The sequence below is a fragment of the Leptospira interrogans genome (assembly GCF_900156205.1).
Taxonomy (GTDB): Bacteria; Spirochaetota; Leptospiria; order Leptospirales; family Leptospiraceae; genus Leptospira; species Leptospira interrogans.
The window spans coordinates 138751-154073 of sequence record NZ_FTNA01000001.1; the positions used below are offsets into that span (position 1 = coordinate 138751).

Sequence of the window (15323 nt, forward strand, 5' to 3'; positions counted from 1 at the left end):
CCTAAGGACTTGTGATCTCCGATTTTTTTGTGGAGTTAAAAAACGTTTCCATACCTATGAATTTTTCATCCAATCCACTTTCTAAAAGAAAGTTTTGGGCGACTCGAATTAGTTTTCCATCTCCTGCTAAGAAGGCACTTTGAGGAAAATCGAAGGTGATTAACTCTTCTTTAAGAGAACGAAGACATTCTTCGGTTCTATTTGGATGATTGATTCTAGAAACGGAAATCACATTCATAAAATGGAATTCTTTTGGGAGTCGTTTTAAAATTTCTTGGACAGAAATAGATTTATCCTTAAGAAAAAGATACCATAACACATAAGTGTCTTTGAGTTTATCTTTCCATCTCAAAGAATGAAGAATGGAATGGATAGCGGTGATTCCAATATCGGTAGCGATTAAAAGAATTTTTCCTTTTTTAGGCCAATTCGGATTTTCGAAAAATTTTCCCCAGGGACCAGAAAATTCTAACTCGCTACCAATTGCAAGATTTGGAATATGATTGGATATAAGTCCGCCCGTAACTGGCTGGATACAAATTTGAAATTCTTCTTGTTGTGCGTCCGAAGAAAAAATAGAGTAAGCTCGTTTGATTTCTTTTCCATCCTTTGTTTTAAGACCGGAGTTTAAGATTATATACTGGCCTCCTAAAAAGTTAAGAGGTCCATTTTTAGAAACGAAAGTGATGATCACAGAACCGTTCTTTTTACAAATGTTTTTGATTTCGGCTCTTTTAGAAAATTTTGTCATATTGGTTATGCTGGAAAAATTTCGTGGACGAAATCGTGTATTTCTTCCAAATCTCGAAAGAAATTTTGAAAGATAAAAACAGAATTTTTTAATTCGAATTCTATCTTTTTTGTTAAGATTAAAAGAGACCGGTAATACGCCATTTTGGGATCGTCTTTTTTCATTTTAGAGATTTTTTCCTCTAAATCAGTTAAAGATATTTCGTAAAATTTGATGAGTGATTCAAAATCTTTTGCTTCCGCCAAAGAACGAATTGGTCCAGGAGATTCTAACACAGTTCCGATTTCAGATTGTTCGTGTCGAATTGTGGTTTCATCTTTAATTCCAATTAAATTCATCATACCTAACCGCAAGGCGGCAATTTCGTGACATGCCAATGTTTGTACTCCTCAAATTACTACATGATATTATCTACGAGTCTTGTAACTAACCGATCGTTAAATAAGTGTTCGTCGACTAACTCTTTCGCATCGTCTTCACTTACTCTTTGATACCAAATTCCATCTGGATAAATTACAACGGTTGGACCTTCACCGCATCTACCTAAACAAGAACTTTTAGAAACTCTAAAATCGGATTGTCTTCCGTGTTTTCTAATAAAGGAACGGATTTTATGGATTAAAGAAATACTACCTTGATTTACGCAGTCTACGCTATCGCAAACGAAGATATGTTTTTTAAAATTTCGATGAGGAAATTCATGAGGGGCCGCCTGAGTATGAGTTTCTAAATGTCTCATACTCCAAAGAAGAGAGTTCAAACCTCCTACTTTGCTTTTGAGTCCAGGAATAGAAACTCGATATTCACAGTTATCACAAGGTAAAGTTGCTGCACCAGAAAGCGCCTGTGAAATTCTTTCGTCAAGTATCGGATATAGAGTTGGATCTGGGCCAAAATGAGAAGCTGTTTCTATTTTAATCCAAGGATATTTTTCGGAAAATTCTTTAGCTATATGATAAATCTTTTTTATTAGTTTTCCATAAAATAGAAAATAGGGAAGGATTAAAATATGTTCCGGTCTTAATTTTATACACATTTCTAAACTTTCTTGTAAGAGAGGTTTTGTAATTCCGATAAAACTAGGTTTTACAAAAAGAAAAGAAGAAGACTCTTCAAAAAAACGAACCGCTTTGTAAAAATCTCCGTTGGAGTCAGCGTCAGAGGCACCTCTCCCTACTACGATCACACCGGTTTTTGATTGAGTCCTATTTTGTTTAGAACGTATATGTAATAAATTTATGATATTTCTATGTATTCCTAGAGGCATTGCGGAAATAAATTGATGATTAATAAATTCCCTTTTTAAATCGGATAAAATTAAAGAGATGTCATTTTTAACGTGATTGGAAGCAAATAAAAACAAAGGAAATATCAAGATTTTATTATGTGTTTTTGAAAGCTCTCTGAGAGCGGTTTTAACATCAGATTTTGAAAGTTCTACATACGCGGTTTTAATTTCATACTCCGGATGAAGTTTGTGGTATCCTTGTACGAACTGCTCAAATTCTCTATCGTAAGAAGATTCTCTACTTCCGTGTCCTATGATAAGAATTCCAGGAATATTCATATTTTATTATGCTTTATTTTGTTCTTTTCGAAAGTAGTAAAAATAAAATTTCGACAAGGTCATTTATTTGTATATGAACAGTATACATAAAATCTTCTCTTTTAAGACAAGAACGACTAACGTTTTAAATACGGAAATAAAATTAGAACATTCTTTTATTGTAAAATTTTGCTTAAGTTACGATTGCCTTATTTCCGAGGTCGAAACGCACTTTCAGGAATTTTCATAGGTCGTATTCTGACTTGAAATCTTTCTACTCGACACGCCTTCCCAGGTTGTCCCAGTGGCTTAGTATGTCTTTCGTCCTTCTTACAGCGGCGGATACCGTGACGGATTTTAACCGTCTTCCTATCTATGTGAAACATAGATAAACCCTATGAAAAAACTGTGCTTCCAGCAAGAAGCAAAACGATTTTTTTGGAAAGTATATTTTTAAATTAGAAAATCAATTTTATGAGAAAATATTTTTACAATAAGTTTTAATACTTAAGTAATTAATTTGAAATAATATAATAATTTCATAAAATTATAATTTATTTTATAATACTTGAGTATTGGTTTTTTCTAAAAACACGACCTGGATTCGTTCAGATTCTTATACTGAATTTAAATTATTGGAATATAAAGTATTAGAAGATTAAGCACTTATTATGTAGCTTTGGGTAGAAATTATAATTTTGGAATTTCGTATAAGTTTATGTATCAATTTACTTGAAAATTAAAAAATTAGGAACTGTTTTAAAAGTTTAATCTTGCTGATTTACTGTTCGAAAGCATAAAACTACTCTGAACTTGTTCTAAATGTGGGATCTCACACAAAAAAGCCAGCGATTTCAAATTAGATATAATTTCTGAATCTTTGTAAAATAGTCATTTATTCTGGTAGTAATTTGTGAGGAAACTCCACTGGATTTAACAATGAAAATACGATTTACGAGCCTATAAATTTCACAAAGGACTTAACCTGTGGGAACTACCACAATGGTAAATTTTTACAGTAAAACTTACAAAACCAGCTCATTCTTCGAAAGAGAAACCGAATTTGTAAAGATCAATGTAGGACTTCCTGTTTTTTTAAGTCTTTAGAAGTTAGAAAACAAAATCAATTATCTCTATAAATTAATGTGAATTTTGTAAGGAATTCTATGATTCGTTTTTCTGAAAAAAGTTGGAGTCTTGAACTTTACAGATCAATTCCGAAACTGTGGGAACTACTACAAATCACGATTTTACAAATAAGTTTGGGAATGTAGGAACTCATACTTTTAGAAACGTTCTGATCTTACAAAACAAAATCGTTTAAAGTCTTCAGATGGATCGACTCAAGATTTATAAAATTTTATTCTGCATGCGATTATTACTGATCCCTATCAAATTAGGGTACTACATAAAATACTAGATATTAGAATTGTTGAAAAATTAATTCTCTATGGGTTTTCGTTGTATGGAAACGGCCGATTGAAGCGTTTTGTTAATTGTTGTTATGGAATTTTTCAACAACTCTATTCTATTTTATAATTTTGAGTAAAAAATAGAATTTCAAAATAAACTAAAATTCTGCACGTTTTTCATATCGAAAATATTTTACGATTTTATCAAGCCAGTGAAAAACTTAGAATTAAGATAAAAATTATATCAGAGTTTATCCCAAAACCTCAAAGAAATTTTAAACGATAATCTTTAGATATTTTTAATAAGATGCAATAGTTCCTACAAATTCATAACCTTGCCCACAAGTTAAATAGGATTTTAGAATCAGAATGAACTCAACAGAACGGGCTTTCTATGGATCGCCGTTCTGGGCTCAAAAAGGCACATTTTTCAAGTGTTCCGACAAGAATGAGTCTTTTTACTTGCAAAAAGTATGTTTTTCTGATAGAGAAAAATTTTCCGAACCTTACCACCCCACCCAAAAATAGGGAAAACTCAGCACACGCTCTTTATGAATCGCGTTGTGGGTTGGTTATGCTACAAATTGGGTTACATTTGACGATTTACAAACTTTCTAACAGTTCTAATCTCGTTAAATTTTCGTAGTAGTTCCCACATTGGACGGTTTTAGGATACGTTTTAAAAAGGTTTAGAAATTCGAAACAAAACCAATTGTAAGAACTACCACGTTATATAAATTACTAAAAAACTCTAACTACGAGTTTGCGAAAAAGTCAGAAATCCTACACACAAATCTTTTAAAAAGTGATACAAACAAAATCAAATTTACTTTTTAGAGTTGAAACCCCGTTGGATCCGATCTAAGATAAGGTCGTTCGAAGTTTTGGAATTCAATTGTAGGATTCTCAAAAATAGTTTTAAGAATCCTGCTTGACCCTCAAAAAAAGAAACGTATATATTTCGCATGTTTTTTTTGGCCCAAGCGCGTCCAGTTCTTATCTGGCCGGAATTTTCTTGGATTCCGGTTATTAATGGAACTATCTTTGTAGCTCTAGTTTTACTTACAGGTTATTATCTAGAAAAACGATTTCGTAATTCCATTGAACGTCGCGCTGCACTTAGGGCGAAAATTCTAAAAAAATTACCCCTTACTTACATGCACGGAAGGGATGTAGTTCAAATCCATTCTTTTTTAGATCACGTTGGAGTTTCCGTTCTTCAAAAAATAGCTGAGTCTTCTTCTTGGTTTCAGGAAGTATTCCTTCCAGAACTTGCAATTTATCTTGCACATCAAGGAGAACTCCCTGCTTGGAGGGACGCAATCATATTCAAAAGATTGCAACATCTCGTACACGATCTAGGTCCGCATCCAAAAAAAATACTACCAGTAGTATTTTTAACCGATGACGAAGAAGCCTTTCCCGGTCTTTTGTATTCTGGACCTCCCGGATCTGACTTTGTACAAAAATCGATTCATGCAAAAGTATTCACAAAAAAACTCTATCATTCATTTCCTGTTTCTACAGGAGATAAGATTCACGTTTTATATTCTGGGGAAGATAGAGATTGGATTCGTTTTGACGCAAAAATTTATAGCCTAAACGGAAACGATATAGGTATTCAAGTAGAAACGGCTCCCGAAAAAGATCCTGAGAAAACAAGGGCTTGGGGTGGAATTCAAATGGGAGGAGGAATTTTAGAAGATTCTACTTTACCAGATGAATTTCAAGGAAGTTTGTCTCAGATATTAAACTACGGTTCTATAGGCACTTCTGGTACATCTGAAATTCAAAGAAGAGTACAAGCATTTAAAGAACACCCTGGCTTAGTTCGAAAGGAACACAAACCAGAAGAAATACAAACATTTATAGAACTTTATTCAGCATGTTATGCGAGGTATCGATCGGATATCTCTCCGGTTCCAAAACCAGTTCTACTTTTTTTATATTTCTTTTATATGGATGAGAATTTACTTTCTCCCACGAGAATCGTTCAACTCTATGAAACCCTAGAAAAAATTAAAGATACACAAGATCCATATCCCTCCGATCATAAACTTGCGGTTTACTTTTTACCGGAATGGTTGGGATTGATACTTTCCGGAAAAAAAACTCCTTCTAGAAATCATCTCGCACAGTCTTACGAACAAGTCCGAGCTTCTATGATCCGTAAAACTGGAACGGACGAATACGCAGGAGACAGTGGGATCGAAGATCTGTTACATCTTTTAGATTGGGAGTTAAGTAATTTATTATTTAATGGACTGATCGGAGTTTCTGCTAATCCAAATCTTGCCTATCCGATACTTTCTGAAGATCAAATGTATGGAGAAACGGATGCGTTTTTAGTTACGCGTGAAAAAATAAATTCGGTCGTGGATCACGTTCATAAAATAGATAAACATCTTTTTTACAGACAAATTTCTTTCGAACCAGAACAAACTCCTGGCAAACCGGAACTGGCGATGAAAGAAATCTGTCCGGACTGTATTATACTTCCTGTGTTTGGAAGCAGAGGAGTTTTATGGCAAGAAATTACTTCTGGACTTAGTTCGAGAGGAAGACTTGTGTTTCCACAAATTCTGAATGAGAATATGACTCTGGCAATTACAAGAACTCTGGGAGAATTTAGATGGGAGATGGAAAGGACGGTTCGAGGAAGAAAGTGGAAAGATTCCTCTCCTCCTTCACTAACATCTGAGTATTATCTTTATCTGGAGAACTATCGAAAATCTCCTGCTCTTACACCGGACGCAAAAAAAGGAATCGATCAACAGCTACTGAAATATAGAAAAAACCTAAAAGATATGTTCGCCTCGGATTATTCGTATTGGATTTTGTTCGAATCCTCTGGAAAACTCAGACTCAACCGAGTAGCCAGAGACATACTCAATCGATACGTTCCATTTTCTCCTCAGTTGAGGACCGAATTACAAAAACATCCCATTCTCAAAGAATCGATGGATTCTTTTGAAGCCAAAAAAAGAAGACTCGTTTCGGGAATCAAAAAAAGATACAACCCCTACTTCCAAGCAGGAAACGTTCCAGTGGAGGTTTTAGAAACGATTCGATTTTTTGAAGAAATGTAAGAATATTATAATAATCTTTCAAAGGCAGAGGTACGCCAATCCTTTGTTACAAAAAACTTAGAATGACAAACGGGACAACCGTAATTTCCAGAGATTCTAATTTTCAAAAGATGAAAACAAACCGGACAATGAACGAGTACATTTTCAACAAACGAAGAAACTTCCCCTTTGGAATTAGCAGTTAAATGTAATTTTGCTGAATCTCTATCGGAAAAGACTGAAATTTTGTTTTCGCCTTTGACAGAAATTTCAATTCCAGTTGGTACGGAACAAATCGCGAATTTAGAATTTGGAAAACGTTCTGGAAGTTGATTGAGTATAGAAGTGCCTTCTAGGGTAGCTGATTCGAGTCCGGAAGCGTCTAAAAGAACTCTACGTGGAGCTTCGGAAAGTTCTTCCAATTTAGAAAGAATGATCTCTCCCAATTTAAAGTCCAGATCTCCTTGGAGGTTAATGATAATTTCTTTCAAGTTGTCCCAATATAAGAACCGATTTATTCTACTATTGGAGTGAGGCAAGAAAAGAATTTCTGCAACACATTTTTCGATTCGTTTAAAAATAGGAATAAGCCATTTCAAAAAGATTGGACTTTTAAGAACAAGCGGATTTTATTTCCTACATGTTCGCTCAGTGGAATCGAAGAATGTGGATCTTCCCTTTGGATCTCATCTTCATGGGGATCTCTTATTTTTTAGCACATTGGATTCGCTTTGAGTCGTTTATTTTTCTTGCTTCACCGGAAAGATTTTTTATTTCCTTAGCGATCGTCATCTCGGTTAGATCAATCGTTTTTATTCTATCTGACATCTACAGATCAATTTGGGTGTACGCTTCCATTCACGATCTTGTGGAAATCATCAAGGTTACACTTCTTTCTTCTCTCATTTCTACCACGGCACTTTTGTTTTACAATCGTTTCGAACAGCTGTCGAGAATGGTTCCGGTTTTAGACACACTTCTCCTTTTAAGTTTTTTGTGTATCCGTAGTTTTTCTTGGAGAGTGTTCAGAGATCAGTATATTCTCAAAAAATCCAAGGAAGAAGGACTTCCCACTTTGATTTTAGGCGCAGGAAAAGTGGGTGCCACTTTACTTTCGGAAATTAGAAGACACAACGAACTTAAACTCAATCCTGTCGGATTTTTAGATGATAATGTTCAAAAGATAGGAGCCCATATCCAAGGAATTCCTATTTTAGCTAAGATTGATCAGGCGGAACAGATCATCAATCGTTTCGGAGTCAAACAAGTAATCATAGCGATGAGCAGCCCAGACGGAAAACTCATCAGTCGGTTGATTCGTTCTTTTGAACATACGGACGTGAAGTTCAAAATTCTTCCTTCTTTGGGTTCTTTATTTTTCGATTCTCCTAAATTGAATCAATTGAGAGAGGTTCAAGTAGAAGACTTGCTAGGTCGTCCGGTAGTAGATCTAGAAATAGAATCCATTCGTTCTTATTTAAAAGGAAAGTCCATTTTGGTGTCCGGAGCGGGAGGTTCGATCGGAAGTGAACTTTGTAGACAGGTTGCAGTTTTTGAACCTTCTAGAATTCTTCTTTTAGATTCTGCAGAAACTCCGTTATATGAAATTGAATATGAACTAGGAAAAAAATTACAGGGACAAAATATAGAACTCGTTCCAATCGTAGCGGATATTAAGAACCTTTCCAGAATCAGCTCTATTTTTGAAAAACATTCTCCAGAAGTAGTCTTTCATTCTGCGGCTTACAAACACGTTCCTATGATGGAAATCAATCCTACCGAAGCTGTGATGAATAACGTTCTTGGAACAAAAAATATCGCGGACATTTCTAGAATTTCGGGTGTGGAACGTTTTGTTCTTATTTCTACGGATAAAGCAGTCAATCCGGTGAATATTATGGGAGCGTCTAAACGAGCAGCCGAATTGTATTTACAACATATTTCTAGAGAAACAAGAACCAAATTCATCACAGTACGATTTGGAAACGTTTTGGGTTCCAATGGTTCGGTAATTCCAAGATTTAGAGAACAGATCGCAAATGGGGGACCGGTTACGGTTACACATCCCGACGTAATCCGTTACTTTATGACCATACCGGAAGCGACTCAACTTGTACTCCAAGCGGGGAGTATGGGAGAATGTGGTGAGATTTTCATTCTTGAAATGGGAGAACCCGTAAAAATTCTAAACCTTGCAGAAGAAATGATTCGTCTTTGTGGACTTAGACCTCACGTAGACATACCAATTCAATTCACTGGACTTAGACCTGGAGAAAAATTATTCGAAGAACTTTTGTTAGGTTTAGAAGGGATTAAAAAAACACATCATCCCAAAATTAAAATTGCCGCCCCTTTAGAAAATCAAGAAGCCACTACATTTGTAGCAAGGTTTAACGAACTTTTGACATTGGCTAGAGCCAATAAGGATAGAGAAATTTTTCTCGCTTTTAAAGCTTTAGTCCCAGAATACAAAATCCACGGGGATTATTTGAACGAGACAAACGCTAATCAAAACCTACAAAATGGATAAACAAAATCTGAAAGAAGAAATTTTAACTCTCAGAAAATTTAAACGTTCTCTATTTGAACTCTACTGGGAAAAATTTGGAACTTTTTATTTACACGCCCTTCCTCATCCCCAATTGGTAATCGGTAAACGCGGATTAGTTGGAGACGAACGGGAAGTTGGAATTGTTCTTGTATTTGGATCCAAGGGGGGAGTGAAAAACTTGGACCCTGTAGAAGAATGGATCTACGCCGAACTTCAGTTTGGTTATACCTGGGAAGAGGTTTTTATTCCTTGGGATTGTATATTACGTTATTTTGATAAAACCCAGACGGCTTTGACGAATATGAGAGTTTTCACAAAAGAACAAGAGATTTTCAAAGAACTTTCGTCCGGTGAAAAAACAGTTTCAAAAAAGAAAAAAGATGAAGAGGGAGATTCGTCCAAAGTGATTCAAGTGAATTTTGGGAGTAAGTCAAAACAATGAACCAGAATCAATTCAAATGGTTTATGCCGGGGGATTTAGACGGATTTTTTGGTCTAATGATCGATAATTTAATTCAGATCTTAGTTCTTTCCTTTTTGTTAACCACACTCTGTGGTGTTCCTGGAGATTTTATTTATAAAGTAATTCTTCCTGGAACTGCAATTTCTCTTTTACTTGGAAATCTTTTTTATTCCTGGCAGGCGTATCGTCTTGGTAAAAAAGAAAATAGATCCGACGTTACCGCACTGCCCTACGGAATTAATACGGTTTCTTTATTCGCCTTTGTATTCTTTATTATACTTCCCGTATATAAGAAAACTGGAGATTACAAAACCGCATGGCAGGTAGGACTTGTGGCGAGTTTTCTTTCTGGATTGATAGAGATATTCGGTTCTTTTATCGCCGAAAAAATTCGTAAGGTGACTCCAAGAGCGGCACTGCTTTCTTCTTTGGCTGGAATCGCGATCACTTTTATCTCGATGGATTTTTTGGTTCGTACATTTCAAAATCCGCTCATCGCTTTTCTTCCTTTTGGAGTAATTTTATTACAATATTTTGCAAGAGTTGTGTTTCCATTTCGTCTTCCGGGAGGACTTGTATCTGTAGTTTTGGGAACCATTCTCGCTTGGTGTTCTGGAATTTGGGGAAACCCGATTATGGATGCAGCTTTACTCAAGGGTTCTGCGAGTCAGATTGGATTTTACTTACCGATTTTATCGATCGGTGATTTATATTCTGCTTTGGGGCTTACGGACATTTGGGAATATCTTTCCGTAATCATCCCTATGGGAATTTTCAACGTGATTGGTTCTTTACAAAATATAGAATCTGCGGAAGCTTGTGGAGATTCTTTTAATACAAGAGATTCTCTTCTTGCAAATGGAGTAGGAACCATAGTCGGTTCTTTTTTTGGATCTCCTTTTCCAACTACAATTTATATCGGTCATCCTGGTTGGAAAGCCTTGGGTGCAAGAGCTGGTTATTCTACTCTAAATGGAATATTTATGACGTTAGTCGCCTTGTTTGGACTACTTGCTTTTATACAAGCTCTGATTCCTGTAGAAGCTGGAATGGCAATCGTTCTTTGGATTGGAATTGTGATTGGATCTCAAGCATTTGAAGCGACCCCAAGTAGACACGCACCCGCCGTAGTCATAGGAACCTTACCTGCACTTGCTGGTTGGGGAGTATTACTCATTCAGTCCACTTTTAACTATGCAGATAGATCGATTGCTGGAATTTTAGAAAATGCTGGAGTTAAAGAAACTTCTCATCTTTGGATGTCGGATGTGCCTCTTTCTCTTCCATTTTTACCTTATCCTATGGGTGGGCTTTTGAGTTTGTCACAAGGTTTTTTGATCTCTTCTATGATCTGGGCTTCGATTGCGGTTTTTGTAATCGATCGGGATTTCAAAAAGGCTTTGATTACTTGTTTGATTGCGGCTGTTCTTGCAGGTACTGGATTCATTCACGGTTTTACTCTCCGAGGAAATGACATTCTCAATCAATTTGGATCTAGTTTTAATTCTTTTGTAACCGCCTATTTTTTATTGGGAATTTTATTTTTACTGGCTTCTTTTTTTCGAAAGGAACCTAGAAAGGTTTAAATTGATTCAAACCAAAAATACGTTTTTTGGGTCTAAAATAGGAATTGAATTGGTAAAATTCAAATGTGGTAGTTCCCACAATTTTATTAGACTCAAATTTAAAAAAACAATACGATTGAATAGGCATAAAGAAAATGTTTACGTTATGATTTCGTAATTTGTAACGGAAAATTTTGCCTAAAAGCGAAATTTGTTTGTGAACAAAAAAGTAGGAGTTCCCACAATTTCAAAAATTGGACGATCTAACGAAAAGATACTTTTTTTGGATAATAGGCGCTGATCTATCGAGTTTGAGTAATTTAAGTTTCGTTTCTGAACTCAAACTAAGTTGTTAGATCGTATTGAAAAACTAAAACACAATGGTTCCTATAAGTTTCATTGTGAGATCTAAAAGAAAAAGGACTTTAGATAGTATTTATAGAATTATAAGGAGAAACCTAAATGTGGTTTAAACGAATTGGGTTATTTTTACTGACCAACATACTCGTTGTCGTTACGATTTCAATTGTAACGAGTGTACTTGGAATCGGTCCGTACCTGGATGCAAATGGAATCAATCTGAGTTCTTTGCTCGTATTCTGTTTCCTTTGGGGAATGGGAGGTGCGTTCGTATCATTGCTTCTGTCCAAATTTATGGCGAAGATGATGATGGGAGTGCAGGTCATAGATCCTAGATCTGCTTCCGGGGCAGAAAGAGAATTGTATTCTAGAGTTGAAAGGCTTGCGAGAACGGCCAATCTTCCTATGCCTGAAGTAGGAATTTATCATTCTCCAGAAGTAAATGCATTTGCAACTGGACCTTCTAAATCTAGTTCTTTAGTAGCGGTGTCCAGCGGTCTACTTCAAACAATGGATAACGCGGAAGTAGAAGGAGTACTTGCACATGAGTTGGCACACGTAGCTAACGGAGACATGGTGACTATGACTCTGATCCAAGGAGTTGTTAACGCTTTTGTAATGTTCTTTTCTAGAATTATCAGCTACGCTCTCAGTACGATGGTCAAAGATGAACTTCAATATACGGTCCGTTTAATTGCAAATATCGTATTGAGTATTTTATTCAGTATTCTAGGATCGATTATAGTAGCATATTTTTCTAGAACTAGAGAATATCGAGCAGATGCAGGTGGAGCGAAACTCGCCGGACGTCAGAATATGATTGCTGCGTTAGAAAAACTAAAACGTACATTTGACGCGCCGGAAGACGAACGAGGAAGAGAAGCTCTTGCTACAATGAAAATATCCGGACATAACAAATGGATGGCCTTATTTTCCACTCATCCTCCTTTAGAAGCAAGAATTGCGGCTTTGAAAAACTCTGGATATTGAATCAGTTATTTCAAAATCTTAAAGGAAGCCTCTATCAGGAGTTTTAAAAGTAGAAATGTCGTCAAATGGCTGTTTTACGTTGGGATTCTTCGCCAAACGTAATTGTTATTGGATTTGATAGAGGTTTTTCAAATTAAAAGATTCTGTAAGTGAGTCGAAAGACATAAAATCGGCCCGGTTTTGTTTACCGGGCTTTTTTATATTTAGGACAAAAAAGAATTGTTTGAAATGGATTGGATTTTTTGAATAGAACCCATAAATTAATATGAGTTCGGTAATCAATGCGAAAGTGATTCATATGTTGCACCTGTCGAACCACCCGGAAAAACTCTCTAAGTATAGGCATTCAGGAAGTGAGGCATCAAGTTTAAGGAAGCGTTTTGCTGAGTTCAACACAACTTGCAGAGCAACCATCCATAGAATTATGCGCTGAAGCAAGCAACATTGAATTTTTTATTTGCCAGAATTTTTCTCACACCGAATTTACGTTAAATTAAAAATTTTGAGACGTAAAATTTAGATGTCCATTGTTAAATCCAAAATTAGAACCATACCTGACTATCCAAAACCCGGAATCTTATTTCGTGATATAACCTCTCTTCTATTAGATCCAGAAGGACTTGCACTCACCATTGGTACCTTTGTAAACCGTTATCAAGGGAAAGGGATTACAAAAGTAGCTGGAATCGAAGCCAGAGGTTTTCTCACTGGCGCTCCTTTAGCCTTTCAGCTTGGAGTCGGTTTTATTCCTATACGCAAGAAAGGAAAATTACCTTCTGAAACCGTGTCGGAAGAATACGATTTAGAATACGGAAAAGACGTAATTGAAGTTCATAAAGATTCGATCCAACCTGGAGATAAAATTCTTCTGATGGACGATTTAATCGCGACCGGTGGGACCATGATTGCTGCAGTAAAACTTCTCAAAAAGTTAGGAGCGGAAATTTATGAAGCCGGAGTGATTATAGATCTTCCTGATTTAGGAGGACGTAAAAAACTTCAAGAAGAACTCAAGGTTCCGGTTTTTTCGATTTGTGAGTTCGAAGGCCATTAGAAAATTCTAAAATACGAATGTTATTAAGGAGATTTCATTGACGGCAATATTATCATTTTCTTTTAGAATCTGGAATAAAATCTTTTTTAAAAAAGCGAATCGTTTTTTTTCGCTTGGATTCATACTTTTTATACAGTCAGGGATTTATGCCGTCGAAAACCCACTACCCTTTGACGAACTTAGAAAAGGAGTTGTACAAATTCGAGTTTATTCGCAAGCGGTCAATCCGTTTACTCCTTGGACGACAGATGCAGTCCGGGCGGGTTCTGGAACTGGTTTTTTAATCGGAAATAAAAGAATTCTAACCAATGCACACGTAGTTTCCAATGCTAAATTTGTTCAGGTTCAGAGATACAATCAAACAGAATGGTACGGAGTAAAAATTCTTCACTTAGCTCATGATTGTGACTTAGCAGTTTTAGAAGCGGAAAATCCTGAGTTCTATAAGGATTCCAGAGATTTACAACTCGGAGAAATTCCAGAGCTCAATTCCCCTTTGATCGTAGTAGGTTATCCGATCGGAGGCAATAAAGTTTCGGTTACTCGCGGAATTGTATCCAGAAAAGATCAATCGGTTTATTCTCATTCTGCGGTAGACAGTCATTTGGTTTTACAAGTAGATGCAGCGATCAATCCCGGAAATTCCGGAGGGCCCGCAATTCAAGACGACAAAGTAGTAGGAGTTGCGTTTCAAGTAGCGACTAAAGGAGAAAATATAGGTTATCTCATCCCTACAAACGTTATACGTCATTTCCTTAAGGATATTGAAGACGGAAAATACGATGGATATGTGGAATTAGGAGTGCGAACTCTCAATTCGTTTAACGTATTTCTTAGAAAAGCAAAGGGAATTCCGGATCATTTGGAAGGTGTTTTTGTTTCTAAAGTTTTAAAAAATGGTTCCGCTGAAAATCATTTAAAAGAAGGAGATTTTCTTTTAGAAATTGACGGACAACCAATTGGAAAAAACGGAACCGTTATGCAGGACAAGGACGCAAGAGTGGACTTTGTAGAAATCGTAGATAACAAACACGCGGGAGATAAAATTTCTTTTAAATTGTATCGAGAAGGAAAAGAAATATCGGTGTCTTTCCCGGCGCGTCGTATGTCCGATTTCGATTTTATGAGAAATCAATACGATCGATCATATGACTTCGAAATGATTGGTGGGCTATTATTTCAAGAGATATCTCGAGATTTAATTACTAGTTGGGGTCGAAGTGGAAACACTTCTGGAGGAAGTCAGTTATTATATAGATTTTTTTATTTTATAGAAGATGGACTCAATCGAACTAAAAAGACAGACGTAGTTTTATATAGAAAACTTTCTCATCCGGTAAATTCTTCCTCGGATTATTTTGTAAATATGATTTTAGAATCCGTGAATGGAATACCTGTTGGAGAATTAAAGGATCTGAAAAAAATTTTAAAAGAATCCAAAGATAAATATCTACGTTTGAAATTTTTAGATATTCAAGTTCCTCTCATTCTAAATCGTGAAGAAGCGGAAAAAGCAGACGAAAAAATCCGTAAAATTTACGGTCTGGAATAATTAAGGAAATT

The 15323-nt window shown here is 35.9% G+C and carries 12 protein-coding genes and 1 riboswitch; of the genes, 8 read left to right on the forward strand and 4 right to left on the reverse strand.

Going from position 1 to position 15323, the window contains the following annotated elements; all coding sequences use genetic code 11:
• Position 1 precedes the first annotated feature (1 nt).
• Genes BW942_RS00625 through BW942_RS00635 form a run of 3 tightly spaced genes read right to left on the reverse strand, consistent with a single transcriptional unit; the run spans position 2 to position 2318 of the window.
• Positions 2 to 751 carry an FAD-dependent oxidoreductase gene (locus BW942_RS00625; RefSeq protein WP_000160087.1) on the reverse strand — a complete coding sequence of 250 codons (750 nt, stop codon included), beginning with the start codon at positions 749 to 751 and terminating at the stop codon, positions 2 to 4.
• Positions 752 to 756: 5 nt separating this feature from the next.
• Positions 757 to 1128, reverse strand: a complete 372-nt coding sequence (locus BW942_RS00630; protein WP_000752159.1) for a DUF3209 family protein — start codon at positions 1126 to 1128, stop codon at positions 757 to 759.
• 20 nt (positions 1129 to 1148) lie between these two features.
• Positions 1149 to 2318 carry a CbiX/SirB N-terminal domain-containing protein gene (locus BW942_RS00635; protein WP_001025017.1) on the reverse strand — a complete coding sequence of 390 codons (1170 nt, stop codon included), beginning with the start codon at positions 2316 to 2318 and terminating at the stop codon, positions 1149 to 1151.
• Positions 2319 to 2530: 212 nt separating this feature from the next.
• Positions 2531 to 2710: riboswitch (cobalamin riboswitch) on the reverse strand.
• Positions 2711 to 4674: 1964 nt separating this feature from the next.
• On the opposite strand from BW942_RS00635, the gene BW942_RS00640 reads away from it, so the two are divergent.
• Positions 4675 to 6798 carry a hypothetical protein gene (locus BW942_RS00640; RefSeq protein WP_000465640.1) on the forward strand — a complete coding sequence of 708 codons (2124 nt, stop codon included), beginning with the start codon at positions 4675 to 4677 and terminating at the stop codon, positions 6796 to 6798.
• Between the two features lie 5 nt (positions 6799 to 6803).
• Here the strand turns inward: BW942_RS00640 and BW942_RS00645 are convergent, their stop codons facing one another.
• A complete protein-coding gene (locus BW942_RS00645; RefSeq protein WP_000871586.1) occupies positions 6804 to 7376 on the reverse strand; it encodes a hypothetical protein in 573 nt (190 codons plus the stop codon).
• On the opposite strand from BW942_RS00645, the gene BW942_RS22040 reads away from it, so the two are divergent.
• From BW942_RS22040 to BW942_RS00685, 7 genes are all read left to right on the forward strand, one after another.
• Positions 7302 to 7493, forward strand: coding sequence for a hypothetical protein (locus BW942_RS22040; protein WP_080010724.1), 192 nt, complete (start codon positions 7302 to 7304; stop codon positions 7491 to 7493). The two genes, BW942_RS00645 and BW942_RS22040, sit on opposite strands and share 75 nt — an antisense overlap.
• On the forward strand, positions 7418 to 9307 hold the full coding sequence (locus BW942_RS00655) for a polysaccharide biosynthesis protein (RefSeq protein WP_000457972.1): 1890 nt from the start codon (positions 7418 to 7420) through the stop codon (positions 9305 to 9307). Before BW942_RS22040 ends, BW942_RS00655 begins: the two co-directional genes overlap by 76 nt.
• Complete coding sequence (locus tag BW942_RS00660) at positions 9300 to 9770, forward strand: hypothetical protein (RefSeq protein WP_000360826.1); 471 nt, start codon at positions 9300 to 9302, stop codon at positions 9768 to 9770. The genes BW942_RS00655 and BW942_RS00660 overlap by 8 nt, the downstream gene beginning before the upstream one ends.
• Positions 9767 to 11377 (forward strand): permease, encoded by a 1611-nt coding sequence (locus BW942_RS00665; RefSeq protein WP_001075232.1) that lies wholly within the window; start codon positions 9767 to 9769, stop codon positions 11375 to 11377. Before BW942_RS00660 ends, BW942_RS00665 begins: the two co-directional genes overlap by 4 nt.
• A 441-nt stretch (positions 11378 to 11818) precedes the next feature.
• The gene (htpX, locus tag BW942_RS00675) at positions 11819 to 12706 is read left to right on the forward strand and encodes a protease HtpX (RefSeq protein WP_000264281.1); all 888 of its coding nucleotides are present in this window, start codon (positions 11819 to 11821) and stop codon (positions 12704 to 12706) included.
• 520 nt (positions 12707 to 13226) lie between these two features.
• Positions 13227 to 13760, forward strand: a complete 534-nt coding sequence (locus tag BW942_RS00680; protein ID WP_000029425.1) for an adenine phosphoribosyltransferase — start codon at positions 13227 to 13229, stop codon at positions 13758 to 13760.
• A gap of 37 nt (positions 13761 to 13797) precedes the next feature.
• A complete protein-coding gene (locus BW942_RS00685) occupies positions 13798 to 15312 on the forward strand; it encodes a S1C family serine protease (RefSeq protein WP_000125234.1) in 1515 nt (504 codons plus the stop codon).
• Positions 15313 to 15323: the final 11 nt, after the last annotated feature.